The organism is Actinomadura geliboluensis (genome assembly GCF_043197915.1).
GTDB lineage: Bacteria > Actinomycetota > Actinomycetes > Streptosporangiales > Streptosporangiaceae > Spirillospora > Spirillospora geliboluensis.
This window is the reverse complement of sequence record NZ_JBICUA010000012.1, coordinates 324,710-348,759: the sequence shown is the minus strand read 5'-3', so window position 1 is coordinate 348,759 and position 24,050 is coordinate 324,710. Positions and strand designations below refer to the sequence as shown.

The 24,050-nt window shown below is 75.3% G+C and carries 23 protein-coding genes and 2 riboswitches; of the genes, 6 read left to right on the top strand and 17 right to left on the bottom strand.

What is annotated here, in order from left to right; all coding sequences use genetic code 11:
- Positions 1–26: 26 nt before the first annotated feature.
- On the bottom strand, positions 27–2,111 hold the full coding sequence (locus ACGFI1_RS35010) for a molybdopterin oxidoreductase family protein (protein ID WP_392791555.1): 2,085 nt from the start codon (positions 2,109–2,111) through the stop codon (positions 27–29).
- A 306-nt stretch (positions 2,112–2,417) separates the two neighbouring features.
- On the opposite strand from ACGFI1_RS35010, the gene ACGFI1_RS35005 reads away from it, so the two are divergent.
- Entirely contained in the window at positions 2,418–2,912 is a 495-nt protein-coding gene (locus ACGFI1_RS35005) for an NUDIX domain-containing protein (RefSeq protein ID WP_386865966.1), read from the top strand.
- Between the two features lie 148 nt (positions 2,913–3,060).
- Here ACGFI1_RS35005 and ACGFI1_RS35000 read toward each other — a convergent pair whose 3' ends face one another.
- Positions 3,061–3,309 carry a hypothetical protein gene (locus ACGFI1_RS35000; protein ID WP_386865968.1) on the bottom strand — a complete coding sequence of 83 codons (249 nt, stop codon included), beginning with the start codon at positions 3,307–3,309 and terminating at the stop codon, positions 3,061–3,063.
- A 193-nt stretch (positions 3,310–3,502) separates the two neighbouring features.
- Between ACGFI1_RS35000 and ACGFI1_RS34995 the strand changes: the two genes are divergently transcribed.
- Positions 3,503–4,879: a nitrate/nitrite transporter gene (locus ACGFI1_RS34995; RefSeq protein ID WP_386865970.1), complete on the top strand. Its 1,377-nt coding sequence runs from the start codon at positions 3,503–3,505 to the stop codon at positions 4,877–4,879.
- On the opposite strand, the gene ACGFI1_RS34990 is transcribed toward ACGFI1_RS34995, so the two are convergent.
- Complete coding sequence (locus tag ACGFI1_RS34990) at positions 4,840–5,541, bottom strand: maleylpyruvate isomerase N-terminal domain-containing protein (RefSeq protein WP_386865972.1); 702 nt, start codon at positions 5,539–5,541, stop codon at positions 4,840–4,842. The two genes, ACGFI1_RS34995 and ACGFI1_RS34990, sit on opposite strands and share 40 nt — an antisense overlap.
- A 169-nt stretch (positions 5,542–5,710) precedes the next feature.
- Positions 5,711–6,127, bottom strand: a complete 417-nt coding sequence (locus tag ACGFI1_RS34985; protein ID WP_386865974.1) for a plectin — start codon at positions 6,125–6,127, stop codon at positions 5,711–5,713.
- Between the two features lie 116 nt (positions 6,128–6,243).
- On the opposite strand from ACGFI1_RS34985, the gene ACGFI1_RS34980 reads away from it, so the two are divergent.
- Positions 6,244–6,819 carry a TetR/AcrR family transcriptional regulator C-terminal domain-containing protein gene (locus tag ACGFI1_RS34980; protein WP_386865976.1) on the top strand — a complete coding sequence of 192 codons (576 nt, stop codon included), beginning with the start codon at positions 6,244–6,246 and terminating at the stop codon, positions 6,817–6,819.
- Between the two features lie 11 nt (positions 6,820–6,830).
- Here ACGFI1_RS34980 and ACGFI1_RS34975 read toward each other — a convergent pair whose 3' ends face one another.
- Genes ACGFI1_RS34975 through ACGFI1_RS34965 form a run of 3 tightly spaced genes read right to left on the bottom strand, consistent with a single transcriptional unit; the run spans position 6,831 to position 9,678 of the window.
- Positions 6,831–7,472 (bottom strand): LutC/YkgG family protein, encoded by a 642-nt coding sequence (locus ACGFI1_RS34975; protein WP_138641322.1) that lies wholly within the window; start codon positions 7,470–7,472, stop codon positions 6,831–6,833.
- Positions 7,469–8,953: a lactate utilization protein B gene (locus ACGFI1_RS34970; protein ID WP_392791551.1), complete on the bottom strand. Its 1,485-nt coding sequence runs from the start codon at positions 8,951–8,953 to the stop codon at positions 7,469–7,471. The genes ACGFI1_RS34975 and ACGFI1_RS34970 overlap by 4 nt, the downstream gene beginning before the upstream one ends.
- Entirely contained in the window at positions 8,950–9,678 is a 729-nt protein-coding gene (locus ACGFI1_RS34965; protein WP_392791548.1) for a (Fe-S)-binding protein, read from the bottom strand. The genes ACGFI1_RS34970 and ACGFI1_RS34965 overlap by 4 nt, the downstream gene beginning before the upstream one ends.
- 273 nt (positions 9,679–9,951) lie before the next feature.
- Here ACGFI1_RS34965 and ACGFI1_RS34960 point away from each other — a divergent pair, with 273 nt between their 5' ends.
- Positions 9,952–10,155, top strand: coding sequence for a DUF5999 family protein (locus ACGFI1_RS34960; protein ID WP_138641325.1), 204 nt, complete (start codon positions 9,952–9,954; stop codon positions 10,153–10,155).
- Between the two features lie 150 nt (positions 10,156–10,305).
- Here ACGFI1_RS34960 and ACGFI1_RS34955 read toward each other — a convergent pair whose 3' ends face one another.
- On the bottom strand, positions 10,306–10,902 hold the full coding sequence (locus ACGFI1_RS34955; protein WP_392738331.1) for an alpha/beta hydrolase family protein: 597 nt from the start codon (positions 10,900–10,902) through the stop codon (positions 10,306–10,308).
- A gap of 50 nt (positions 10,903–10,952) precedes the next feature.
- On the opposite strand from ACGFI1_RS34955, the gene ACGFI1_RS34950 reads away from it, so the two are divergent.
- A complete protein-coding gene (locus tag ACGFI1_RS34950) occupies positions 10,953–11,378 on the top strand; it encodes a PPOX class F420-dependent oxidoreductase (RefSeq protein ID WP_392738329.1) in 426 nt (141 codons plus the stop codon).
- Positions 11,379–11,399: 21 nt separating this feature from the next.
- On the opposite strand, the gene ACGFI1_RS34945 is transcribed toward ACGFI1_RS34950, so the two are convergent.
- Both ACGFI1_RS34945 and gcvP read right to left on the bottom strand, forming a co-directional pair.
- Positions 11,400–12,506 carry a tetratricopeptide repeat protein gene (locus ACGFI1_RS34945; protein ID WP_138640578.1) on the bottom strand — a complete coding sequence of 369 codons (1,107 nt, stop codon included), beginning with the start codon at positions 12,504–12,506 and terminating at the stop codon, positions 11,400–11,402.
- A gap of 134 nt (positions 12,507–12,640) precedes the next feature.
- Positions 12,641–15,511: an aminomethyl-transferring glycine dehydrogenase gene (gene gcvP / locus ACGFI1_RS34940; RefSeq protein ID WP_392791545.1), complete on the bottom strand. Its 2,871-nt coding sequence runs from the start codon at positions 15,509–15,511 to the stop codon at positions 12,641–12,643.
- Between the two features lie 61 nt (positions 15,512–15,572).
- A riboswitch (glycine riboswitch) is annotated at positions 15,573–15,683 on the bottom strand.
- Positions 15,684–15,778: riboswitch (glycine riboswitch) on the bottom strand.
- A gap of 264 nt (positions 15,779–16,042) precedes the next feature.
- Between gcvP and ACGFI1_RS34935 the strand changes: the two genes are divergently transcribed.
- Positions 16,043–18,547: a lysylphosphatidylglycerol synthase transmembrane domain-containing protein gene (locus ACGFI1_RS34935; RefSeq protein WP_386865989.1), complete on the top strand. Its 2,505-nt coding sequence runs from the start codon at positions 16,043–16,045 to the stop codon at positions 18,545–18,547.
- A 3-nt stretch (positions 18,548–18,550) separates the two neighbouring features.
- Here ACGFI1_RS34935 and ACGFI1_RS34930 read toward each other — a convergent pair whose 3' ends face one another.
- From ACGFI1_RS34930 to ACGFI1_RS34900, 7 genes are all read right to left on the bottom strand, one after another.
- The gene (locus tag ACGFI1_RS34930) at positions 18,551–19,147 is read right to left on the bottom strand and encodes a MerR family transcriptional regulator (RefSeq protein WP_089326825.1); all 597 of its coding nucleotides are present in this window, start codon (positions 19,145–19,147) and stop codon (positions 18,551–18,553) included.
- Positions 19,148–19,873: 726 nt separating this feature from the next.
- Positions 19,874–20,344 (bottom strand): bifunctional nuclease family protein, encoded by a 471-nt coding sequence (locus tag ACGFI1_RS34925; protein ID WP_067468341.1) that lies wholly within the window; start codon positions 20,342–20,344, stop codon positions 19,874–19,876.
- A gap of 142 nt (positions 20,345–20,486) precedes the next feature.
- Positions 20,487–21,200 (bottom strand): transcriptional regulator FtsR, encoded by a 714-nt coding sequence (gene ftsR / locus ACGFI1_RS34920; RefSeq protein WP_392791542.1) that lies wholly within the window; start codon positions 21,198–21,200, stop codon positions 20,487–20,489.
- Positions 21,201–21,211: 11 nt separating this feature from the next.
- Entirely contained in the window at positions 21,212–21,748 is a 537-nt protein-coding gene (locus ACGFI1_RS34915) for an FHA domain-containing protein (protein ID WP_089326827.1), read from the bottom strand.
- Between the two features lie 307 nt (positions 21,749–22,055).
- Positions 22,056–22,775: a DUF881 domain-containing protein gene (locus ACGFI1_RS34910; protein ID WP_301177803.1), complete on the bottom strand. Its 720-nt coding sequence runs from the start codon at positions 22,773–22,775 to the stop codon at positions 22,056–22,058.
- Complete coding sequence (locus tag ACGFI1_RS34905) at positions 22,772–23,104, bottom strand: small basic family protein (protein WP_301177802.1); 333 nt, start codon at positions 23,102–23,104, stop codon at positions 22,772–22,774. The genes ACGFI1_RS34910 and ACGFI1_RS34905 overlap by 4 nt, the downstream gene beginning before the upstream one ends.
- Before the next feature lie 22 nt (positions 23,105–23,126).
- Entirely contained in the window at positions 23,127–24,014 is an 888-nt protein-coding gene (locus ACGFI1_RS34900; RefSeq protein ID WP_386865996.1) for a DUF881 domain-containing protein, read from the bottom strand.
- Positions 24,015–24,050 lie beyond the last annotated feature (36 nt).

Sequence of the window (24,050 nt, the reverse complement as noted above, 5' to 3'; positions counted from 1 at the left end):
GCGGGGTCCCCTTTGTCACCGCCGTGTTAAAAGGCGCTCACGCCCGCGGTGACGCGGACGGCGCAGACCTTGAACTCCGGCATCCGCGACACCGGGTCGAGGGCGGGGTTGGTCAGCAGGTTCACCCGCTCCTCCCCCGCCCAGTGGAACGGGACGAAGACGGTGTCGTCGCGGATCGCGTCGGTGAGCCGCGCCCGGACGGTCACGGCGCCGCGGCGGCTCTCCAGCCGGACCTCGGCCCCGTCCTCGACTCCCAGGCGCGCGGCCAGGTCAGGGTGCAGTTCGGCGAACGGGCCCGGCGCGGCCTCGGCCAGGGCATGGACGCGCCTGGTCTGCGCGCCCGACTGGTACTGGGCGAGGACCCGCCCGGTCGTCAGGTACACGGGGTGCTCGGCGTCGACGTCCTCGGCGGGGCCGTGGTGCTCGACGGGGACGAACCGGGCGCGCCCGTCCGGTGTGGGGAAGCGGTCCAGGAAGGGTCGGGGCGTGCCGGGGTGGTCCGGGGCCGGGCAGGGCCAGAACACCCCGCCCTCGGCCTCGATCCGCGCGTAGCTGATGCCGGCGTAGTCGGCGGCGCCGCCCGCGCTGGCGCGGCGCAGCTCGCCGAACACCTCCTCCGGGTCGCCGCTCCACTCCCCCGGCGCCTTCAGCCGCTCCGCGAGCGCCGCGACGATCTCCAGGTCGGTGCGGGCGCCGGCCGGCGGGCGGACGGCACGGCGGCGGCGCAGCACCCGGCCCTCCAGATTCGTCATCGTGCCCGACTCCTCCGCCCACTGCGCGGCGGGCAGCACCACGTCGGCGCGCCGCGCCGTCTCCGACGGCACGAAGTCGGCGACCACCAGCAGGTCCAGGGCGTCGAGCCGGTCCTGCACGTGCGCGGCGCGCGGCGCCGACACCACGGGGTTCGACCCGAACAGCAGCAGCGCCCTCGGGCCGCCCGCGGTGCCGAGCGCCGACAGCAGCTCGTACGCCGACCGGCCAGGGCCCGGCAGGTCGGCCGGGTCGATCCCCCAGACCCGGGCGACGTGCGCGCGGGCCGCCGGGTCGTCGATCTTGCGGTAGCCGGGGAGCTGGTCGGCCTTCTGCCCGTGCTCGCGCCCGCCCTGCCCGTTGCCCTGCCCGGTGATGCACCCGTACCCGGAGCCCTCGCGGCCGGGCAGGCCGAGCGCGAGCGCCAGGTTGATGAAGGCGGTGACGATGTCGGTGCCGCGCGCGTGCTGCTCGGCTCCCCGCCCGGTCAGCACGTGCGCGCGCGGCGCGCGGGCCAGCAGCCGGACGGCCTCCCGCATCGCCGGGACGGGGACGCCGGTGATCCGCTCGACGCGGTCCGGCCAGTAGGCGTTGGCGGCGGTCCGGACGGCCTCGAACCCGGTCGTGCGCGCGGCGATGTAGCCGTCGTCGGCGAGCCCCTCGGCGAGCGCGAGGTGCAGCAGCCCGCAGGCCAGCGCGGCGTCGGTGCCGGGCACCGGCTGCAGGTGCAGGTCCGCCTGCCGGGCGGTCGCGGTGCGGCGGGGATCCACGACGATGAGGGCCCCGCCGCCGTCGCGCATCTCGGCCAGGTGCCGCATGAACGGCGGCATCGTCTCGGCGGGGTTCGCGCCCGCGAGCAGGACGGCGCCGGACACGGCCAGGTCCGTGACCGGGCCCGGCAGCCCGCGGTCCAGCCCGAACGCCCGGCCGGACGCCGCCGCGGCCGACGACATGCAGAACCGGCCGTTGTAGTCGATCTGGGACGTGCCGAGCGCGACGCGGGCGAACTTGCCGAGCTGGTACGCCTTCTCGTTCGTCAACCCGCCGCCGCCGAAGACCGCGACGGCATCCGGGCCGTGCAGCGCGCGGAGCCGGGCGGCCTCGCCGGCGACGCGGTCGAGCGCCTCGTCCCAGCCGCAGGGCCGCAGCGGCGCGCCCTTGCCGCGCCGCATCAGCGGCGTGGTCAGCCGGTCGGGGACGGTGAGCAGCTCCGCGGCCGTCCAGCCCTTCTGGCACAGCCCGCCGCGGTTGGCGGGCACGTCGTCCCGCGGCGCCACCTGGACGCCGCCGCGCCCGGTCCCGCTCAGGGTCATGCCGCACTGCAGGGCGCAGTAGGGGCAGTGCGTCGGAGTCGCGTTCATGCTGCCGAGGCTTGGCGGGCGCCGTTTCGCGGCCGAGTCCCCGGTGTGACCCCGGTGTTAAATGCCCTTCACACCCGCGCGCCGCGTCCGCCGAGGTCAGCGGCGCGGGGTTCGCGGCGCGGACGCGCCTCGCGGAGCCTTGACGAACGCGTGTCAAGCGTTGTCGAACCCTGTCATGCCCTATTCGTCGTATTTTGCCGCGTTATCGAACGGATTCGCGGCGGCCCGGTGATCTCACGGAGGGATGCGGCCCCCGCCGCCGCCCCGCCCCGATCGCCCCACGGTGATCACGCCTAACCTCGGTACATGCCCGACCTTGCTTACTACGCCTCCCTGCCGCGCGCCCGCGGCGCCGCGGCGGCCCTCCTCCTGGACGACCTCGGGCGGGTCCTGCTGGTCAAGCCCACCTACAGCGAGGGCTGGTATCTCCCCGGCGGGGTCATCGAGGCCGACGAGTCCCCGCTGTCGGCGTGCGTCCGCGAGTGCGAGGAGGAACTCGGCCTCGTCCCCCGCCTGGACGGCCTGGCGTGCGTCGACTGGGGCTCGCCCCGCGACGACGGCGTCGACGCCGTCAACGTGTTCGTCTTCGGCGGCACCATCACCGGCGCGGAGATCGCCGCGATCAGGCTGCCGCCCGAGGAGCTGTCCGACCACGTCCTGGTCGCGCCGGAAAAGGTCCCCGAGCTGGCGCCGCCGCACGTCTCCCGCCGGATGGACCCCAGCCTGCGGGCCATGGCCGACGGCCGCGCCGTCTACCTGGAGGACGGCCGCGAGCAGCCGTTCGGCGCGGCCCGCATCTGACCGGCCCGCATCTGACCGGCCCGCATCTGACCGGCCCGCACCCGGCCCGGCGGCACCCGGCCCGGCCGCACCTGCCCTGCCCTGGCCCGGCCGGGCCAGGGCCGCCTGCCCGCACCGGCCGGCCGCGCACCCCCGCGCGGCCGGGCGGTCACGCCGGGACCGCGTCCTTGATCTGCCGGGCGCCGTCCGGGTCCACGGCGCGGGCGCAGTGCGCGCAGCAGTAGAAGTGCCCGCCCACCTCCACCCCGTGCCCCATGATGCGGCACTGGCAGTGCTCGCAGATCGGCGCCATCTTCGTGACCGCGCACTCGAACGAGTCGAACGTGTGCACCTCGCCCTGCGCGTGCACCTCGAAGGCCATCGCGTAGTCGTTGCCGCACACTTCACAGGTCGCCATCGGTCTCGTCTCCGTTTCCCCCGCCGCACCGCGATCACTGCCTACCCGGCACCGCCCGGGTCTACCCCGCGCCTCACAGCCGGCGGGGACGCGCTGTGCGACGGAGTTATCACCGGCGTATGACCGGTCACACGCGCCCGAAACCCCGTCTTCCTACGGTCGGGAATCCGACCCGAACCGAGGAGACCGCTCCATGACCGTCACCACCCGGACCCCGCGCGGCGACCGCGCCCACCCGCCGAAGGGCCGCTGGATCGAGGACTGGCGGCCCGAGGACCCCGCCTTCTGGACGGCCCGCGGCGCGCGCGTCGCCCGCCGCAACCTCGCCTACTCGATCTTCTCCGAGCACATCGGGTTCTCGGTGTGGACGCTGTGGTCGGTGCTGGTGCTGTTCCTCGGCCCCGGCTACGGCGTCGACGCGGCCGGCAAGTTCACCCTCACCGCCGTCCCCGCCCTCGTCGGCGCGGCGCTGCGGCTGCCCTACACCTTCGCCGTCGCCCGGTTCGGCGGCCGCAACTGGACGGTGTTCAGCGCGGCGCTGCTGCTCGTCCCGGCGGTGCTGGCAGCGTTCCTGGTCAAGCCGGGCGTCTCGTTCACCACGCTGCTGCTGCTCGCCGCCGTCGCGGGCGTCGGCGGCGGCAACTTCGCGTCCTCGATGGCCAACATCAACGCCTTCTACCCGCAGCGCCTCAAGGGCTGGGCGCTCGGCGTCAACGCCGGCGGCGGCAACCTCGGCGTCGCCGTCGTCCAGCTCGTCGGGCTGCTCGTCCTCGCCACCGCGGGCAAGGACAGCCCCGGCCTCGTCGCCGGCGTCTACATCCCGCTCATCGTGCTGGCCGCCCTCGGCGCCTGGTTCCGGATGGACAACCTGGCGCACGCCCGCAACGACCGGCGGGCGATGCGGGACGTCTCCAGGGACCCGCACACCTGGATCATGTCGGTGCTCTACATCGGCACGTTCGGGTCGTTCATCGGGTTCGGCTTCGCGTTCGGGCAGGTCCTGCAGGTGCAGTTCGCCGCCGACTTCGACACCCCCGTCAAGGCCGCCTGCGTGACCTTCCTCGGCCCGGCGCTCGGCTCGCTGCTGCGCCCCGCCGGCGGCCGGCTCGCCGACCGGCTCGGCGGCGCCGCCGTCACCTTCTGGACGTTCACCGCGATGGCCGGCGCCGCCGGGCTCGTGCTGGCCGCGTCGCTGCGCGGCTCGCTGCCGCTGTTCTTCGTCGCCTTCGTCCTGCTGTTCGCGCTCAGCGGCGTCGGCAACGGCTCGACCTACAAGATGATCCCCGCCATCTTCCGCGCCCGGGCCCGGGCGGCGGCGGACGCCGGCGCGGCGAGCGCGGCGGCGGCCGAGCAGGAGGCGCGCCGGCTGTCCGGCGCGCTGATCGGGATCGCGGGCGCCGTCGGCGCGTTCGGCGGCGTCCTGGTCAACATCGCCTTCCGGCAGTCGTTCCTGACCTACGGCACCGGCGACGGCGCCTACCTGTCGTTCATCGCCTTCTACGCCGTGTGCTGCGCGCTCACGTGGCTGGTCTACCTGCGGGCCCGGCCGGGGCGGCCGGACGGCGTCTGACGGGCCGCCCGCCGGGGCCGCGGCCGTCCGGGCCGGTCGTCGGGCTCCGGCCAGCGCGGCGACCGGCCCGAGGAGCGCAGCACCGCCTCCCACGCGTCGCCCGGCTCCAGCGGCAGGTGCGGGACGCCCCAGTGCCACGCCGACACCAGCAGGTCCGGGTCACGCGGCCGGTAGTCCGCGCCGATCGCGCGGGCCATGTCCCAGGCGTGCAGGTGCCACTCGACGCACGCCGCGCCCGCGTGGTCGCCGACGGTGTACTTGGTGCCCCGGTAGATCAGATGGGTGCGGTCCCACATGTCCGGCATCAGGTCGGCGTACGCGCCGGCCGACACCCCGAACGAGATGATCCGGTCGGGGCCCGGCTCCGGCGGCAGCACCGCCAGCTCGGCCGCGTTCTGCCGCGCCTGCTGCCGGATGAGCACCGCCGTCGCCGCCTCCTGCGCGAACAGCGTCGCCAGCCGGCTGTCGGGCGCGTCCTGCAGGTACTCCAGGAAGTTCTCCGCGACGCAGCGCAGATGCCCCGCCAGGTCGATCAGCCGCCAGTCGGCGCAGGGCGTCGGCAGGTCCCAGTCGCCGGCGCGCTCCGCCAGCGCGCGGATCGCCGTGACGCCGTCCTGGTAGGACTCGAGTACGCGGCACCGGTCCGGCGGCGTGCGCTCCACGTGACATCCCCCAACGTCCAGAGCACCGTGTGCCCTCTCCGCCGGGACGCGTCCGCGCGCACGCTATGGCGGCGGGGGGCGCCCCGGCGTTCCCCGAGAGGGCAGACTCTCAAAGTTCGGTGGCGGGTGCCACCCGGTGACGCTGTGTCGTCACACGTGGTCCGGGACCTCAGCCGAGCGCGGCGGGCACCGTCTTGAAGCTCAGCCGGTGCGCCTCGCGGGCGGTGCGCAGCCGGTCGACCTCGTCGGTCCACGGGCGCACCGCCGGGCGCGCCTTGGCCTTGCGGTAGGCGATCTCGGCGGCGCGGCGCGTCTTGGCGTCCTGCCCGGCGCCCGCGTACACCTTCGGGCCCATCGCGACCCGCTCGGACGCCTCCGCGGCGGCGAGCACGGCGGTCATCGCCTTGTCGAACGCGACCGTGAGCGCGCGCAGCTCCGGCCCGGCCGCGCCCGCGGCCTGCGCGTCCCGCAGCTCCCGCTCCGCGTCGCCGGCCGCCGCGAGCCTGTCCTCGTACTCGGCGGCCAGCCGCTGGTCGGCCTCGTACGGCTCCGCGACGTCCTTGCTCACCCGGCGGCCCAGCGGCATGGTGGTACTCCCTCGACGATCCGACTGTCCGATCCAGGTAAGCGTACTCGGGGGTTCCGGCGTGTCGGCGCGGCGGACACCCGGCCGCGCGCCTTTACGTAGTAAGGTCACTGCTCATGGTCCGGCAGCCCAGCATCAACGCCCAGCACCGCGCCCCCCTGTCCACCGAGCGGATCATCGAGGCCGCCCTGCGGATCGTGGACGGCCAGGGACTCGGCCGCCTCACGATGCGCCGCCTCGGCGACGCGCTGGAGGTCGAGGCGATGGCGATCTACCACCACCTCCCCCGCGGCAAGGAGCAGCTCCTCGACGGCCTCGTCGCGCACGTCGCCGCCGCCCCCGCCGACACCTCCGGCGGCGCCTCCGCGGGCCGCTGGCAGGACGCCCTGCGCCGGTGGGCCGCCGGCTACCGGGACAGGCTGATCGCCCACGCCGGGGTCCTCCCCCTCGTCGTCACCCGCCGCAACCCCGCCGCGCTCACCGCCACGGTCGCGTCCCTGCGCGAGGTCATGCGAAGCGGCGGCGTCGCCGAGGACACCGCCGCCGTCGCCGCGCACACGCTGCTCGGCTACGTGATCGGCCACACCGCCCTGGAGGTGCGCGGCACCAACGAGGACGGCGCCGACCGCGTCGTCGACTGGGACGCCCGCTTCACCGCCGGCCTCGACCTCATCATCGCCGGGGTGCGCTGAGCGGGGTCCGGTCAGTCCTCGACGACGAGGACCTCCAGGTGCAGCGGGCCGTGCACGCCCTCCGCCCGGACCCCCTCGACGCCGTGGGTGGCGGACGGGCCGCTGATCCAGGTGAGCGGCCGCGCCGGGTCCAGCCGGGTGACGGCCTCCGGGACCGTTCCGACGATCTGGTCGGCGTGGACGACGCACAGGTGGTAGCCCGGCACCAGGGTGAGCGCCCGCCTGCCCTGCGCGCGGCCGCCGTCCAGCACCACCGTGCCCGTCTGCGCCACCGCCGCCGCGCAGCCGGTCACTACGCCGTCGACGGCGGCGAGGGCGTCCAGGTCGAGCGCCGGGGTGTCGGCCAGCGCCCGCACCCCGTCCAGCTCCGCGAGCCACCCGAACGGCAGGTCCGCCGGGACGGCGATCCGCTTGGCCTCCCGCCCCCACAGCGCGGCGGCCACCGCGGTGCCGAGCTCGTCGGCGCCGACGTGCCGCACCGCGGCCCGGTTGTCGGCGACCCGCTCGGTGAACAGCGCCACGACGTCCGCCCGCGTCGCGGCCTGCGGCCCGGTCAGCCGGCGCGCGTAGCCGCGCGGCACCGGCGGGTGCGCGCCCCGCGACCCGCCGAGCGCCTCGCGCACCCGGCGCAGCATCTCCTCCCGCGCGGTCATGCCCGCGTCCTGTCCCACCAGGCGCGGAAGCTCTCCGCCGGCGGCGCCGGCAGGTCGCGGGCCTCCGTCCACGCGCCGAGCAGCCCCGGCAGGCGGCGGATCCGCCCGCCGCGCGACAGCAGCCGCGCCCACCGGGTGCCGCGCCGCAGCACGGCCTCGTGCCGGCGCGGGTCGCCCATCGTCCACGCCAGGCCCCGCATCAGCACCATCTCCGGCGGCGGGACGGGCCGCCGGCGGCGCGAGTCGACGACCAGGCCGCGCAGGTGGACCAGCACGTCCGGGATGTCGATCTTCACCGGGCAGACGTCCGCGCAGGCCCCGCACAGCGTGGACGCGTACGGCAGCGACGCCATGGCCGCGCTCTCCACGCCGCGCAGCTGCGGGGTGAGGATCGCGCCGATCGGGCCCTGGTGAACCGGTCCGTACGGGCGGCCGCCCGTCCGCTCGTAGACGGGGCAGACGTTCAGGCACGCCGAGCAGCCGACGCAGCGCAGCGCGGCCCGCCCGACCTCGTCGGCCAGGGCCCGCGTGCGGCCGTTGTCGAGCAGGACGAGGTGGAACGCGCGCGGCCCGTCGCCCGGCGTCACCCCCGTCCACGACGACACGTACGGCGTCATCCGGTCGCCGGTCGACGACCGCGGCAGCAGCTGGAGGAACACCTCCATGTCATCCCACGTCGGAACGACCTTGTCGATGCCCGCGACGCAGATCAGCGTGTCCGGGAGCGTCAGGCACATCCGCGCGTTGCCCTCGGACTCGACCACCACTGCCGTGCCCGTCTCGGCCACCAGGAAGTTCGCCCCGGTCACCGCGACGCGGGCGCGCAGGAACCGGTCGCGCAGGTGGGCGCGGGCCGCGCCGGCGAGGGCCTCGGGGTCGTCGGGCAGGTCGGCGCCGGCGGCGGGCATCCCGCGCCGGAACAGCTCGGCGACCTGGGCGCGGTCGCGGTGCGCGGCCGGAGACAGCGGATGGGACGGCTCGTCCTCGCCGAGCCGGACGGCCAGGTCGCCGAGCGCGGTCTCCTGGACGGCCACGCCCGCGCGGGCCAGCGCGCGGTCCAGGCCGATCTCCCGGAGCGTCAGCGACGCCGCCTTCAGCACCTCCCCCGCCCCCGACGCCCGGACCAGGCCCGTGACGACGCGGCGCGCCTCGGCCGCGTCCGCCGCCCAGTGCACGGTGCCGCCCGCCTCGGTGACGGCGCGCTCCAGGTCCTCCAGGTGGACGTCGAGGTTGAGCAGCGCCTCCTCGCCGATGGCGCGGCCGGCCTCGCGCAGGTCCTCCCAGTCGGCGGGCTCGGCGGCGGCCGCGGCCGCCCGCCCCCGCAGCCGCGCGGTCGCGCCGCGCAGGCTCCGGCGCAGGCCGGTGTCGGCCAGCGCGGGCCGCGCGGCGGCGGCGAACTTCGGCATCGGGAGCGGGACCGGCCCACCCGGCGCGGTGCCGGTCGCCCCGCCGGTCACGCCGCCGGCCGCTCCGCCGGTCACGAGGCCCCCGTCGCGGCGAGGATCTCGGCCAGGTGCATGGTCCGCACCCCGGCGCGCAGCCGCGACAGGGCCCCGCCGATGTGGGCGAGGCAGGAGTCGTCGACCGCGCACACCACGTCCGCTCCCGTGCCGCGGACGTGCCGGATCTTGTCGGCGACCATCGCGACCGACACGTCCGCGTTCTTCATCGCGAACGCGCCGCCGAACCCGCAGCACTCCTCCGCGGCCGGTAACTCGGCCAGGTCCAGGCCCTTCACCGCGCGCAGCAGCCGCAGCGGCCGGTCGCCGACCTCCAGCGACCGCAGCGACCGGCACGACGGGTGGTAGGTGACCCGGTGCGGGAAGTAGGCGCCGACATCGGTGACGCCGAGGACGTCGACGAGGAACTCGGTCAGCTCGTAGACGGCCAGGCCCTCGGCGGCGCGGGCGAGACCGGGGTCGCGGGCCGCCCGCGCGATCCGCGGGTAGTCGGCCCGGACGGCGGCCGCGCAGGACGCCGACGGCGCCACCACGACGTCCCCGCCCTCGAACGCGGCCGCGTACGCGCGGGCGAGGCCGGCGGCCTCCCGGTGGTAGCCGGCCGCCCAGTGGATCTGCCCGCAGCAGGTCTGCCCGGGCGGGAATACCACCTCATGCCCCAGGCGTTCCAAAAGGACGGTCACGGCCCTCCCCGTATCAGGGAAAAGCGCGTCGTCGAAGCACGCGACGGACAACGCGACCCGCATCGGCCTCACTCCCCCCAACGCCCTCAGGGCGTTCCCCGCCGACATCGTAGGGGTTTCGCTCCCGGCGGCGTGTCGTTCTTCGTCCGTTATCGCGCGGGAGAGACCCTATGCCTGACACCTCGGAGTGAGGGTGATCACACCCGACCGGTACTCCGGTACCAAAGGACAACCGTCCCAACGGGCTATAGCCGGTCCGGGCGAACCACTCCACACTGGGGTGCGTCATAAAGGAAAGCACCACCACCGACCAGTAGTTGAGACCGGAGGCACGCCATGTGCCCGCACCAGCCGCCCTGTCCCTCGCACAACGCACCCGACCGCGACGCAGCCCGCACGCTGGCCGCGCACCCCGAGCAGGGGTGGAGCCTGCTGTGCAACGGCGTCGTGCTCTTCGAGGACACCGGTGAGCTGCTGCCCGACGGGGGAGTCATCGCACCGCACCGGCCGACCGACCTGCAGGCGCCGTCGGCCGCTTGACCGGTCTCCACGGGGGACTAGTCCAAGCGGGTGATCATCCTCGGGGCAACGCCCACCCGCCCTCGCCCTCCGGGCCCGCACCGGGCCCGGATCGAGCCGTCACTCCCGGCCCGTCCGCACCGGACGGGCCGTTCGCGTGTCCGGCACCGGTCAGCGCGACGCCCACTTGCGCAGCCACGGCTCGACCGCCCGGCCGACCGCACCGGGATCCTTGTTCAGGTCGTGCCGCTCCCCCGCCAGGACCACGACGTGCGCCGCGTCGGCCGCGTCCGGCACGCCGAACGGGTCGCGGTCGCCGTTGACGACGAGGACCTCGACGCCGGCCGCGCGCAACTCCCCCACCCGCGTCTTCTCCGGCTTGCCGGGCGGGTGGAGCGGGAACGCCAGCGCCACCACCCCGGCCGCGCCGGCCGCCGTCGCCGTCCGGCACGCCACCCGCGCGCCGTTGCTGCGGCCGCCCTGCACGAGCGGGACGCCCGCGAACCGCTCCCGCAGCGGCCCGACGATCTCCAGCCACGCCTCGTCCTGCCTGGCCGGCGCGCCGGGCGCCCGGCGGCCCGCGAAACGGAACGGCTGCGTCACCCGCGCGACGGCGCCGCCGAGCCCGAGCGCGGCCTCGCGGACGGCGAGCAGGTCGGGGGCGTCCACGCTCCCGTTGGACCCGTGCGTCAGGACCAGCAGGAACGCGGCGTCCCGCACCTCGTCCAGCACCACCTCGGCGGGCCCGTGCGCCGTCGTGACCTCCATGCGACCACCGTAACGGCCGCGCCAGATGATCTCTGCGGCAGACTGGGCGCATGGAGAAGATGACAGACGGCGAGTGGCGCGCGTTCGTGAGCGAGGGCACCCGCACCGGCAAGGCCGGCGTCATCCGCAAGGACGGGACGCCGCACGTCACACCGATCTGGTTCGTCCTCGACGGGGACGACCTGCTGTTCAACACGAGCCGGCACAGCGTCAAGGGCCGCGCCCTGGCCCGCGACCCGCGCCTGTCGGTCTGCGTGGACGACCAGACCCCGCCGTTCTCGTACGTGCAGATCCAGGCGGAGGCCGCCCTGATCGAGGACCTGGACGAGATGCGGCACTGGGCCACGCTCATCGGCGGCCGCTACATGGGCGCCGAGCGCGGCGCCGAGTTCGGGGCGCGCAACGCCGTCCCCACGGAGTACCTCGTCCGCGCCCGCATCACCAAGGTGGTCGCGGAGCGCGCCATCGCGGACTAGCCGCCCGGCCCGCTCCCCCGGCTAGCCGTCCGGCCACTCCGGGACGGGCGCGCCCGTCGCCAGGCGCAGCCGCTCGGCGAAGCTCTCGTGCAGCAGCGGACCCCACGGGTAGCCGTCGGGGACGCGGACCGCCCCGCCGAGCACCGCGTGCGCCTCGTCGCCCCGCCGCTCGGCGTACCGGACGGCCAGCAGCGCGTACATGTGGTCGAGGGCGCCGAACGCCTCCCCGGCGAGCGCCGGGAGCGTGCCCTCCGACACGGCCTGCTCGACGACCGGCTCCCACCACAGGTCGGCGTCGCCGTCGTCCTCGCCGAAGTCGCGGCGCAGCCTGGCCCGCACCTGCGGCGCGGTGCCCGGTTCGGCGAGCCCGCGCCGCCACACCTCCCCGGCCTCGCCGCCGCGCCCGCGCAGCGGCAGCGTCCGCGCCAGCAGCTCGGTGGCCAGCGGCCCGGTCTCCGGGTCGGCGGGCTCCGCCGCCAGCGCCGCGCCGAACGCGCCGATCGCCTGGTCGAGGTAGGAGATGCCGAGCGCGACGGCGAGCCGCGCGTAGGCGTACGGGGCGGCGTCGCGGTCGATCAGCCGCAGCCCGGCGGCCAGCGTCTTCTGCGCCCGCGCCGGGTCGCCGCGCTCGAGCAGCCGCTGCGCGAGGTCGTGCGCGGCGAGCGGCCCGTACTCGGCGTCGCCGGTCGCGACCGCGGCCTCCCAGTGCTCGCGCGCGGCGTCGAAGTCGCCGCCGTCGTCGGCGATCCGGGCCAGCGCCAGGTGCGCGGGCGGCAGGTAGGCGGGGTTGCCGAAGCCGACCACGGCGCGCCAGGCGGGCGCGGCCCGCTCCGGCTCGCCGGCCCGCTCGTGGGTGAGCGCCAGGTGGTAGGCGGCGCGCGGCCCGTACTCGGGGTCGCCGGTGGCGATCGCGACGCCGTCGGCCTCCCGGGCCCGCTCCACCTCGCCGGCGTCGTCGAGGACGACGGCGAGGCCGAGCGCGGCCCGCGCCCGCACCGGCGTCTCGCCCATGGCGAGCACCTTCTCGAACAGCAGCGCCGCCTGCCCGGCGGCGCCGCCCTCGGCGAGGCCGCGGGCCTCGTCGCACATCCGCGCCGGGTCGGCCGTCTCGTCCGGCAACTCGCTCATCGGCCCCTGCCCTCTGGGGTTCGTGGAAGTCCGCACAGAGACTAGCGACCCGGCGCCCCCGCGTCCCGCGACGACACCCCGAAACCCCCACCAAGATCACATATCCGTCCCGGCGGGGGCCCGGTCCCCGGCCCTCAGTCCTCGAACGCCTCGGGGGGCGGGCAGGAGCAGACGAGGTTGCGGTCGCCGTAGGCCTGGTCGATGCGGCGGACGGGCGGCCAGTACTTGCCCTCCCGCACCGACGGGACGGGGTAGGCGGCCTCCTCGCGGGTGTAGGCGTGCTTCCAGTCGTCGGAGACGAGGGAGGCGGCGGTGTGCGGGGCGTTCTTCAGCGGGTTGTCCTCGCGGTCGTAGCCGCCGTCGGCGACCCGCTGGATCTCCCGGCGGATCTCGATCATCGCGTCGCAGAACCGGTCGAGCTCGGCGAGGTCCTCGGACTCGGTCGGCTCGATCATCAGGGTGCCGGCGACGGGGAACGACAGGGTCGGGGCGTGGAAGCCGTAGTCGATCAGCCGCTTGGCGACGTCCTCGGCGGTGATCCCCGTCTCCTTGGTGATCTTGCGGAGGTCGGCGATGCACTCGTGCGCGACGAGCCCGTTGCGGCCGGTGTAGAGGATCGGGTAGTGCGGGGCGAGCCGCGCGGCGAGGTAGTTCGCGCTGATGATCGCGCCCTCGGTCGCGGCGCGCAGCCCGTCCGGGCCCATCATCGCGATGTAGGCCCAGGAGATCGGCAGGATGCCCGCCGAGCCCCACGGAGCCGCGGAGATCGGGCCGACCCCCGTGTCCGGCCCGGCCTCCGCGCGCAGCGGGTGGTTCGGCAGGAACGGGGCGAGGTGCGCGCGGACGCCGACCGGGCCGACGCCCGGACCGCCGCCGCCGTGCGGGATGCAGAACGTCTTGTGCAGGTTCAGGTGGGAGACGTCCGAGCCGAACTCGCCGGGGCGGGCGAGGCCGACGAGGGCGTTGAGGTTGGCGCCGTCGACGTAGACCTGGCCGCCCGCCGCGTGCACGGCCGCGCACACGTCGGTGATCGTCTCCTCGAAGACGCCGTGCGTGGACGGGTACGTCACCATGATCGCGGCGAGCTGCCCGCCGTGCCGCTCGATCTTGGCGTGCAGGTCGTCCAGCGCGATGTTGCCGCCCTCGTCGCACTTGACGACGACGACGCGCATCCCCGCCATGACCGCGCTGGCGGCGTTGGTGCCGTGCGCGGACGACGGGATCAGGCAGACGTCGCGGTGCTCCTCGCCGCGGGACGCGTGGTAGCCGCGGATCGCCAGAAGGCCCGCCAGCTCGCCCTGGGAGCCGGCGTTCGGCTGCACCGACACCTTCGCGTACCCGGTGATCTCGGCGAGGGCGTCCTCCAGCTCGCCGATCAGCTCCAGGTGGCCGGCGGCCTGGTCGACCGGCGCGAACGGATGGATGTCGGCGAACTCCGGCCAGGTGATCGGCTCCATCTCGGCGGTCGCGTTCAGCTTCATCGTGCAGGAGCCGAGCGGGATCATCGAGCGGTCGAGCGCGATGTCCTTGTCCTGGAGGCGGCGCAGGTAGCGCAGCATCGCGGTCTCGGAGCGGTGCGCGTGGAACACCGGGTGGGTCAGGTAGGGGCTCTCCCGGCGCAGCGCGTCCGGGATCGCCTCGGCGGCGTCGCCGGCGGGCGCGGCGCCGAACGCCTCCAGCACGGCGGTGACGTGCTCGGGCAGCGTCGTCTCGTCGCAGGCGATCCCGACGCGGTCGGGGCCGTCCGGGCGCAGGTTGACGCCGCGCTCGCGGGCGGCGGCGACGACCTCGGCGGCCCGGCCCGGCACGCGGGCGAGGACGGTGTCGAAGAAGGCGCCGTGCACGACCTCGACGCCGGCGGCCCGCAGCCCCGCGGCGATCTCGGCGGCCCGGCGGTGGGCGCGCTGCGCGATCGCGGCCAGCCCCTCGGGGCCGTGGTACACCGCGTACATGCTCGCCATCACGGCCAGGAGGACCTGCGCGGTGCAGATGTTGCTGGTGGCCTTCTCCCGGCGGATGTGCTGCTCGCGCGTCTGCAGCGCCAGCCGGTAGGCGAGGGCGCCGTCCGCGTCGACGGACACGCCGACGAGGCGTCCGGGCAGCTGCCGCTGGAGGCCCTCGCCGACCGCCATGTAGCCGGCGTGCGGCCCGCCGAAACCGTAGGGGACGCCGAACCGCTGCGCCGACCCGACCGCGATGTCGGCGCCCGACTCCCCCGGCGGGCGCAGCAGCGTCAGCGCGAGCAGGTCGGCGGCCACGACGGCCTTGGCGCCGCGCTCGTGCGCCTGCGCGATCACCGGCTCCAGGTCGCGGACGGCGCCGGACGCGCCCGGGTACTGCAGCAGCACGCCGAAGAAGTCGCCGTCCGGGAGGCCCTCGGACAGGTCGGCGGTCACCACCTCGATGCCGAGCGGGACGGCGCGCGTCCGGACGACCTCGATCGTCTGCGGAAGCGCGTCCGCGTCGACGAGGAACGTCCCCGGGTCCTTGCGCCTGGACGCGCGGTGCGCGAGCGCCATCGCCTCGGCGGCGGCGGTGCCCTCGTCCAGCATGGAGGCGTTGGCGACGGGCAGGCCGGTCAGGTCGGCGACCACCGTCTGGAAGTTCAGCAGCGCCTCCAGCCGCCCCTGGGAGATCTCCGGCTGGTACGGCGTGTAGGCGGTGTACCAGCCCGGGTTCTCCAGGACGTTGCGCAGGATCACGCCCGGGACCGTCGTCCCGTGGTAGCCGAGCCCGATCATGGAGGTCAGCACGGTGTTGCGGGACGCCAGCTCGCGGAGCCGGGCCAGCGCGGCGGGCTCGCTCAGCGCGGGCGGCAGGTCCAGCGGGCGGGAGGTGCGGATCGCGGCGGGGACCGCGGCGTCGATCAGCGCCTCGGCGCCGGAGTAGCCGATCGCGGCGAGCATCCGGTCGCGGTCGGCCGGGCCGGGGCCGATGTGCCGGTCGGCGAACGCGGTGCGGGCGTGCTGCGGCGAAGCCACGGGGGCGAAGAACTGCGCGGTCATGGAGAGCCTCCTGGCTGCTGCGGTCGCTCAGGGCCACCGCCGGCGCGCGGGCCGGCGGCCGGTCTCCCCCTCTGTCATCGGCACCTGAGAGCTTCACCCGCGCGGCGGGGTTTCCCCTTCGGTGAGCCGCGTTCCCCGCGCGCGGGGAACGACGCCTGCTTTCCAGAGGTGCCTCGCCCGAGCGGTCCTTTTGCCTGAGAGGTTCCGGGGAGGTTGCCCCTTCGGCGCCCCGCGCTGGCGGCGCGGGGGCTCTCCCGCCCAGGGTCGACGGCATGTCCTGACCGAACCCTACCCAAAGACCGGTCCCGGCCGCCGCCGCGGCCCCGGCGGGACGGGGTCACCCCGCCGCGGACACGGAGGGCGTCCCCCGGTGCCGGACCGGTACCGGCCGGTACGATGTGCTGATTCACCTGGGACAAGACGGACCTCGGGCCACGGGGGCGGAGATGGGGCTGCGGGGTGCACGCGCGACCGGCCGGGAGGCGTCCCGGCGCTCGACGGCGCGCCGCCGGTTCTGGGACGCTGATCACGATGACGGACGGCCCGGGCGGTAGCGGCGTGACGCAGACCCACGACGGCGCGGTGCGCGCGGCGCGCGGCGCGCCCGCCGGGGCGCCGGTCGACGAGCCCGCCCTGCCGGACCGGATCCGCCGGCCCACCGACGCGATCAGGTTCGCGGCGTCGCTGGCCGGGCTGGCGGCGGTGATGCTGCTGGTGTCGATCGCGCAGCAGACCACGCACGGCCTGCAGACCGACATCGCCGAGGGCACCGCGCACGCGCCCCGGCTGCTGCTGACGCTCGCGACGCTGGTGTCCAGCTTCGGGGTGCTGGCGGTGCCGGTCGCGTTCGCGGTGGAGCGGCTGTTCCACAAGGACGGGACGCGCGTCGCGATCGCGCTGCTGGCCGCCGTGATCGCCTTCGGGATCACCGTGGGGCTGGACGACCTGGTGGTGCGGGCCGCCCCCGGCGGCGTGCTGGACTCGCTGATCTGGGGCGGCACCGAGACCGCGCCCGTGCACACCGACATCGCCCCCGTGATCGCGTTCGCCACCGCCGTCGGGATGGCGGGGCGCACCCGGTGGCAGGCGGCGACCTGGATCATGATCGGGCTGGCGGCGCTGACCGGGCTCACCGCGTCGTACGCGTCCGTCGCCGCCCTCGCGGCCACCTACTTCCTCGGCCGCGCCATCGGCCACGGCACCCTGTACGCCGTCGGCACGCCGAACCCGCGGCCGTCCGGGACGGCGGTGGTCGCGGCGCTGGAGCGGCTCGGGATGCGGCCGGAGCGGGGCGCGCGGCTGGACGAGCCCGCCGACGACACCGAGGACGGCCGCCGCTACGGCGTCGTCCTCGGCCCGTCCGCCGCCGGCGGGTACGGCGCCCGGGTGCCCGCGGGGCGCGGCGCGCACGGCGACTGGGACCTGGAGGTCCGCGTCCTGGACCGGGACCAGCAGACCGCCGGCCTGCTGTACCGGATCTGGCGGCTGCTGCGGCTGCGCGCCGCGACCAGCGGGCGGACGCTGCGGTCGCTGCGCCGGTCCCTGGAGCAGGAGTCGCTGATGGCGTACGCGGTCGACGCGGCGGGCGTGCGGACCCCGCGGCTGGCCGGCACCTGCGAGGTCGGCACGGAGGCGGCGCTGCTGGCCTACGAGCACGTGCCGGGCCGGCGGCTCGGCGACGTGCCGGACGGCGAGGTCACCGACGAGCTGCTGACCGACGTCTGGCGGCAGTTCCGGGCGCTGCAGGGCGGCCGGCTCGCGCACCGGCGGCTGGAGGACCGGGCGCTGCTGATCGGCGAGGACGGCCTCGCCTACGTCACCGACCTGCGGGCCGGGGAGACCGCCGCGGGCGACCTGGTGCTGCGCCTCGACCTGGCGCAGCTCCTCACGACCCTCGCGCTGCGGGCCGGCCCCGAGCGGGCCGTGCGGACCGCCGCGTCCGTGCTCGGCGAGGAGGCCCTCGGCGGGGCGGTGCCGCTGCTGCAGCGGGTGGCGCTGTCCCGCGCCACCCGCGCCGCGCTGGGGCGCGACCGGGAGCTGCTCACCCGCATCCGGGAGCAGATCGTCCGGCTGAAGCCGGAGACCGAGGCGGCCCCGGCCCGGCTGGAGCGGTTCCGGCCGAGGACGATCTTCAGCGTGGTGGCGCTGTCGATCGCCGCCTACATCGTCATCCCGCAGGTGACCAGCCTGGACGTCGGGTACCTGGCGGCCACGGCGAGCTGGCACTGGGTCGCCGCGGCCCTCGGCGCGGCGGCGCTGACCTACGTCGGGGCGGCGCTCATGCTGATGGGGTTCGTCCCGGAGCGGCTGCCGCTGGGCCGGACGGTGCTGGTGCAGCTCGCCGCGTCGTTCGTGAAGCTGGTCGCGCCGGCGGCCGTCGGCGGCGTCGCGGTCAACACCCGCTACCTGCAGCGCTCGGGGGTGCGGCCGGCCCTGGCCGTCGCGAGCGTCGGCGCGTCGCAGCTCGTCGGGCTGGTCACGCACATCCTGCTGCTGGTGCTGTTCGGGTTCATCACCGGCTCGACGGCGAAGGCCACGCAGGACCTGGCGCCGTCCCGCACCATCGTGATCGCGGTGCTGGCGCTGGGCCTGGTCGCCGGGCTGGCGCTGACGGTCCCGCGCGTCCGCCGGGTGGTGGCCTCGCGGCTGCGGAGCATGTTCTCCGGCGTGGTGCCCCGCCTAGTGGACGTCCTGCAGTCCCCGACGAAGCTGTTCACCGGGATCGGCGGCAGCCTGCTGCTGACGCTGGCGTTCGTCCTGTGCCTGGACGCGTCGATCCGCTCGTTCGGCGGGTCGCTGCCCTGGACGACGGTGGTGCTGGTGTTCCTCACCGCGAACGCGGTCGGGTCCGCGGCGCCGACGCCGGGCGGTCTGGGGGCCGTCGAGGGCGCCCTCACCCTGGCGCTGACGATCTCCGGGCTGTCCGCGGAGACCGCGACGTCCGCGGTGCTGCTCTACCGGCTCTTCACGCTGTGGCTGCCCGTGCTGCCGGGCTGGGGGGCGTTCGCCTTCCTCCAGCGCAAGGAGGCGCTCTGAGCGTCAGCCGGTCCGGCGCGCGCGGCGCCGGTTGGCGAGCTCATCGTGGGGGTGCTCGATAGGGTCCGCGGCGGCGCGTTCGCCGGGGAGCTGCGCGAGGCTCCCCTCCACCTCCTGCCACACCCGGCCCAGCGCTATGCCGAACACGCCCTGCCCGCCCTGCAGCAGGTCGACGACCTCGTCAGCGGACGTGCACTCGTAGACGCTGACGCCGTCGCTCATCAACGTGATCTGCGCGAGGTCCTGGACGCCGCGGTCCCGCAGGTGGGTCACGGCCGTCCGGATCTGCTGCAGCGACACGCCCGTGTCCAGCAGCCGCTTCACGACCTTCAGCACGAGGATGTCGCGGAAGCTGTACAGCCGCTGGCTGCCCGATCCCTGCGCCGCGCGCACGCTCGGTTCCACGAGTTTCGTGCGCGCCCAGTAGTCGAGCTGCCGGTAGGTGATCCCCGCCGCGGCGCACGCCGTCGGGCCCCGGTAGCCGACATCCTCCGGCGGCGCGGACACCTGCGTGTCGAAGAGCAGCCCCTGCTCTCCGGCACGGCGGGACGCCACGTGCCTGTCGGGGGTCGCCTTGCCCTCGCCGCTGCTCACCGCCACGCGGACCTCCGGCTTCTATCATCCCGTGGCGGTTCGTCAAGGGGGTTTGACGAATTACACCACGGGTGTTCCACCAGCACGGTAGGTGCCGGTCAGGGTGTGGTCAACGTTCATCGTCGGCGCGTCGCATGCCCGGATGAACCGGCTTCACGTGGGCAAACTGCGCACCTCCGCCACCCACCGACTCCTACCCCGAAGCACGGCCCCCAAAAACCGCCAGGTCCAGGACGATGCGGCATTTATCACTGCCCTTCACCACACCTACCCACCCCGCACCAAGCCCCCGTCCGCCCCGCCCCACGAACCACCAAACAGTCACGCACAGTAATCGAGTCGCCTCTCAGGAAACCTCCCTGACCACCACAAACCCACCAGCTCCCCGTCCGACCACATTCCCCTCACCAACCCGCCCAACGCCCATCCCCCACAAGCAACACCCGCAGCACCCACGTGACCAACACCACACGACGCCACTCCCAGAACCGCAGCAGAAATTTCTCGGCAGCGAGCCCACCCCACACCCCCGCAGAAAGACCCCAGGGGCCCTCCCCGGCGCCGGACACAACGACGGAGTCTGACGAACGAGACCTACCCCCGCCACACCCCGCCCTAGTCATGGGCGAAGCCCGCAGCGGAGGTCCCGGGGGGCGCCTAGGTGGGCACAAACGACGAGGGGCGTGGGGAGCAAGCTTCGCTTGCGAGCGCGGATTGCCCAACCGGAGGGAGCTAGCCGGCTCGGCCGAAGTCCTCGGGGGAGATCGTGTCGAGGAACTCGCGGAACTTCTCGACCTCGTCCTCCTGCTCGTCGGGGATGGCGACGCCGGCCTCTTCGAGGACGTCCTCGCTGGCGAAGATCGTGGCGCCGGTGCGCAGGGCCAGGGCGATGGAGTCGGACGGGCGGGCGCTGACCTCGACGCCGTTGGAGAAGATCAGGTCGGCGAAGAAGATGCCCTCGCGCAGGGCGGTGATGTTGACGGTGCGGAGCTGGACGCTGAGGGCGTCCAGGACGTCGCGGAACAGGTCGTGGGTGAGCGGCCGCGCGGGCAGCACCCCCTGCTGGGCGAAGGCGATCGCCGTCGCCTCGACCGCCCCGATCCAGATGGGCAGGTAGCGATCGCCCTCCGTCTCCTTCAACAGGACGATCGGCTGATTGGAGGGCATCTCGACCCGGACGCCGACGACCTCCATCTGCTTCACTGCGGCTCCCTGCTGGTTCTCGCTGTCTCGATCACCACGTGCAGCGGATCGATTCCTGACCGAACCATGTAGCCAACGTACACCCAGGCCCGGACAGCTCGTCGCGCCGCGGGTGCGGGAAAATCCTCCGCGGCGCCCATGATCAGTGGTCGAGGCTTTCGCGCAGACCCGCGCTGACCAGGGCGGCGTGGAGCCGGACCGACAGCGCGGCGATCGCGTGGGCGGTCTCGGCGGCCTCCTCGTGGGCGCCGCGGCTGCGGCGGCGCAGCTGCGGCGTGACCATCTGCTCGATCAGGCCGACCTGGCGGTCGGCGGCGGCCTTCACGGCGCGCAGGTGCCGGACCTCGAAGCCGAACTCGCAGAGCTCGGCGGCGACCCGGCAGATGCCGAGGGCCTCGCCCTCGTAGTACGCGCCGGTGCGGTGGACGAGCCCGTACTCCTCCAGGCGGGCGAGGAGCGCCTCGTCGATGCCGGCGCCGTCGAGGAGCTGGCGGCGGGTGAGGCGGACGGCGGGGTCGGCCGCCGTGGTGTCGGCGGCCACGAGGGTGCGGGGGCGCCGGCCCGCGTCGCGGTCCCCGAGCGGCGGGACGTTCTCGCCGCGGTCGCTGGCCTCCAGATGCCGCCTGATCACGCGCAGCGGCATGTAGTGGTCGCGCTGCGCGGTCAGGACGAAGCGGAGCCGCTCCACGTCGGCGGAGCCGAACTTGCGGTAGCCGGCGGGGCTGCGCTCCGGCTCGACCAGGCCCTCGGACTCCAGGAACCTGATCTTGGAGATGGTGATGTCGGGGAACTCGGGCCGCAGCAGCCCGAGCACGTCCCCGATCGTCATCTGGGACCGGGCCGGCTCCGCGTTCAACGCCTCTCCCGTCAGCCGTGCGCCGGGTTGGTCAGGAACACCAGCCGGAACTTGCCGATCTGCACCTCGTCGCCGCCGGACAGGCCGGCCTGGTCGATCCGCTGCCGGTTGACGTAGGTGCCGTTGAGGCTGCCGACGTCGCGGACGGAGAAGGTGCCGCCCTGGCGGGCGAACTCGGCGTGCCGCCGGGACACGGTGACGTCGTCCAGGAAGATGTCGCTCTCGGGGTGCCGCCCCGCGGACGTGCGGTCCTTGTCGAGCAGGAAGCGGCTGCCCGCGTTCGGCCCGCGCTTGACGACGAGCAGCGCGGTGCCCGGGGGCAGCGCCTCCATCGCCATCTGGTCGGGGCCGGCCTGCTCCTCGGCACCGGTGTCGGTGTCCAGGGCCTCGAACCCGCCGATGGAGATCGTGGACGTGGACTCGCCGGGCGACTCGCGGTACGGCGGTGGCGCGGCCGGACTCCGGGTCAGCGGAGTGCCGCAGTTCGAGCAGAAGCGGGCATCATCCGGGTTGGCGTGACCGCACTGCGTGCAGTAGACGCTCGGCATCGATCGGCTCGGCCTCCTACCATCGGCGTGCCGCACGCGGACGCCCCGCCGCAGCGGGAGCCGCCTGCGCCACGCGCATCCTTCACCCAACCCATGCCGGGGACCCGCCCCCGACCACGGTCCAACTCACCGCCCCGCTCACGCGACGGTCGCCGCAACTTACGCGGCTATCACCCGAGGGGTCAACCGGGACGGTGAACCGACCGCACCAAACTACATTCGTCGATGATCGCAGGTCTACGCCGCCGCGCGGACCGCCGCCATCGCGACGCTTGAGCGGGCCGCCCGGTCCCCCCGTTCGTTCCCTCTAGGGAGACCGTACCGCGCCGACGGCCACTTTCGCGCGCGGGGTGATCAGGACGGTGGCTCCGGCCCCCTGCAGCGTCCGCACGAGGCCCCCCGGGATGTTGAGCGCGGTGGCCATCGTGTGGGGGTCGCCGATGGCCAGGAACCGGTAGGGGGCGGTGAGGAGCCGCCCGTCGACCTGGACGCCGCCCCGGTCGTCCAGGAAGTAGGTGTCGACCCCGACGCGGACGTCGTTGATCTGGACGACCTCGGCGCCGGCGTCGCGCAACTCCTGCAGCGCGTCCAGCAGGTTGACCGCCCTGACGCGGCCCGCCGGGTCCTGGATCAGCAGCTCGATGCCGGGCCCCTCGGCCGGGAGCGTCCCGGCGAGGATGCCGTAGGACGTCGCCCGCTCGCGGGCCTCCTCCAGCGCGGTCCCGCCCTCGGCGTCGCGCTCCAGCCGGGCCTTGGTGGCCTCCAGGTCGCCGAGGTCGGTCCGCAGCCGGTCGGACCGCTGACCCAGATCGGCCAGGATCTCGACGAGGTCGTCCTGCCGGGCGGTGGCGAAGGCCGTGTCCCGCCGCGTCGAGCGGACCTGCGCGACGACCGCGAAGCCGAGCACGAGGCACAGCAGCCCGGCGGCGAGGCGGCGGGCACGGGGCCGCAGCGGGCCGCGCGGGCCCCGCGGCGCCCGCTCTTCGCGGCGCTCGTCCCGGCGCTCGTCCGGGTGGTCGCCGGTCATGCGCCGAACAGCTTCCGCCGGATGCCGGCCGCGTTGGCGAAGATCCGGATGCCGAGCACGACCACGACGCCGGTGGACAGCTGCGAGCCGACGCCGAGCTGGTCGCCGAGGAGGACGATCAGCGCGGCGATGAGGGTGTTGCCGACGAAGGAGACCACGAAGACCCGCTCGTCGAAGATCCCCTCCAGCCGGGCCCGGACGCCGCCGACCATGGCGTCGAGCGCGGCCACGATCGCGATCGGCAGGTAGGGCTGCAGCCACAGCGGCACGTCCGGCTGCAGGACGAGGCCGAGCGCCACCCCGATGACGAGCCCGATCAGCGCGATCATCCCCGGGCCACCTCCTCCCCGCTCACTGGCCGTCCTCCGGGCGGGGGCCGGCGTACCGCGGCCGGACCGTGCCCGCCGCGGGCAGCCGCGCCGCGGCCGTGCCGCGGACGCCGTAGCGGATCCCGAACCGCGTGTGCAGCGCGGCGAGCCGCCGGTCGGCGGCCGAGCCCGCGAACGCGTCCCGCAGGCGGTCCGGGTCGCCCAGCGCCGTGACCTCGTAGGGGCCGGTCAGCGGCCGGTAGTCGACCAGGATCGCCTCGCCGGCCGTGCGGATCGCGGTGGTCGGCGCGAGCCGCCTGCCGTTGACGCCGATCGCGGCGGCGCCCGCCGCCCAGAGCCCGTTGACCAGCACCTGGAGGTCCTGATCATAGACCCGGCCGGCGTCGGCGGGGGGCCGCCGCGCACCGGGCGCGCCGGGGCCGGGGCGCGGGGCGTCGGCGAGCGTGACGACGATCCCGGCGCCGGCGGCGGGCAGCGCGGCCGCGGCGGCGCCGGCCCGGGCCAGCCGCCGCCGGACGCGGCGCCCCTCGTCGCTGCGGGCGAGCGCGGCGGCGCGGCGCCGCTCGGTGTCGGCCCGGACCCGGTCGAGGCGGCGCTGCAGGGCGTCGGTCTCGGCGGTGCGGGCGCGGATCTCCCCCACCAGCCGGGACCGCCGCTCGGCCGCGCCGGGCTCGCCGCGGCGCACCTGCGCGCCGGCGACGGCGACGAGCGTCCCGGCGAGGACGAGGACCAGCAGCACGCCCGCGCCGCGCAGCGGCCCCCGCCGGGGCGGGCGGGGGCCGCCGGCGGCGCGCCGGGCGGCGGCCTCGGCGTAGCCGTGGTCGAGGAGCTTTCCGGCGATGAGGTCGGCGAGGAGCGACATGGAGGCGTCGGGCCGCCGGCCGCCGGGGACGTCGCGTCGTGCGGTCACCGCCCCATCATGGCAAGGGTCGGCGGGCCGCGGCGG

What these genes read in the sequence shown, in the direction of transcription:
- ACGFI1_RS34950 (WP_392738329.1), top strand. Translation starts at nt 10,953, where the DNA reads ATGGAGAAGATGACAGACGGCGAGTGGCGCGCGTTCGTGAGCGAGGGC.
- ACGFI1_RS34955 (WP_392738331.1), bottom strand. Translation starts at nt 10,902, where the DNA reads ATGGAGGTCACGACGGCGCACGGGCCCGCCGAGGTGGTGCTGGACGAG.
- ACGFI1_RS34945 (WP_138640578.1), bottom strand. Translation starts at nt 12,506, where the DNA reads ATGAGCGAGTTGCCGGACGAGACGGCCGACCCGGCGCGGATGTGCGAC.
- ACGFI1_RS34965 (WP_392791548.1), bottom strand. Translation starts at nt 9,678, where the DNA reads ATGCGGGTCGCGTTGTCCGTCGCGTGCTTCGACGACGCGCTTTTCCCT.
- ACGFI1_RS34995 (WP_386865970.1), top strand. Translation starts at nt 3,503, where the DNA reads ATGACCGTCACCACCCGGACCCCGCGCGGCGACCGCGCCCACCCGCCG.
- ACGFI1_RS34915 (WP_089326827.1), bottom strand. Translation starts at nt 21,748, where the DNA reads ATGCCGAGCGTCTACTGCACGCAGTGCGGTCACGCCAACCCGGATGAT.
- ACGFI1_RS34975 (WP_138641322.1), bottom strand. Translation starts at nt 7,472, where the DNA reads ATGACCGCGCGGGAGGAGATGCTGCGCCGGGTGCGCGAGGCGCTCGGC.
- ACGFI1_RS34910 (WP_301177803.1), bottom strand. Translation starts at nt 22,775, where the DNA reads ATGACCGGCGACCACCCGGACGAGCGCCGGGACGAGCGCCGCGAAGAG.
- ACGFI1_RS34905 (WP_301177802.1), bottom strand. Translation starts at nt 23,104, where the DNA reads ATGATCGCGCTGATCGGGCTCGTCATCGGGGTGGCGCTCGGCCTCGTC.
- ACGFI1_RS34980 (WP_386865976.1), top strand. Translation starts at nt 6,244, where the DNA reads ATGGTCCGGCAGCCCAGCATCAACGCCCAGCACCGCGCCCCCCTGTCC.
- ACGFI1_RS35010 (WP_392791555.1), bottom strand. Translation starts at nt 2,111, where the DNA reads ATGAACGCGACTCCGACGCACTGCCCCTACTGCGCCCTGCAGTGCGGC.
- ACGFI1_RS34985 (WP_386865974.1), bottom strand. Translation starts at nt 6,127, where the DNA reads ATGCCGCTGGGCCGCCGGGTGAGCAAGGACGTCGCGGAGCCGTACGAG.
- gcvP (WP_392791545.1), bottom strand. Translation starts at nt 15,511, where the DNA reads ATGACCGCGCAGTTCTTCGCCCCCGTGGCTTCGCCGCAGCACGCCCGC.
- ACGFI1_RS34935 (WP_386865989.1), top strand. Translation starts at nt 16,043, where the DNA reads ATGACGGACGGCCCGGGCGGTAGCGGCGTGACGCAGACCCACGACGGC.
- ACGFI1_RS34960 (WP_138641325.1), top strand. Translation starts at nt 9,952, where the DNA reads ATGTGCCCGCACCAGCCGCCCTGTCCCTCGCACAACGCACCCGACCGC.
- ACGFI1_RS35005 (WP_386865966.1), top strand. Translation starts at nt 2,418, where the DNA reads ATGCCCGACCTTGCTTACTACGCCTCCCTGCCGCGCGCCCGCGGCGCC.
- ACGFI1_RS35000 (WP_386865968.1), bottom strand. Translation starts at nt 3,309, where the DNA reads ATGGCGACCTGTGAAGTGTGCGGCAACGACTACGCGATGGCCTTCGAG.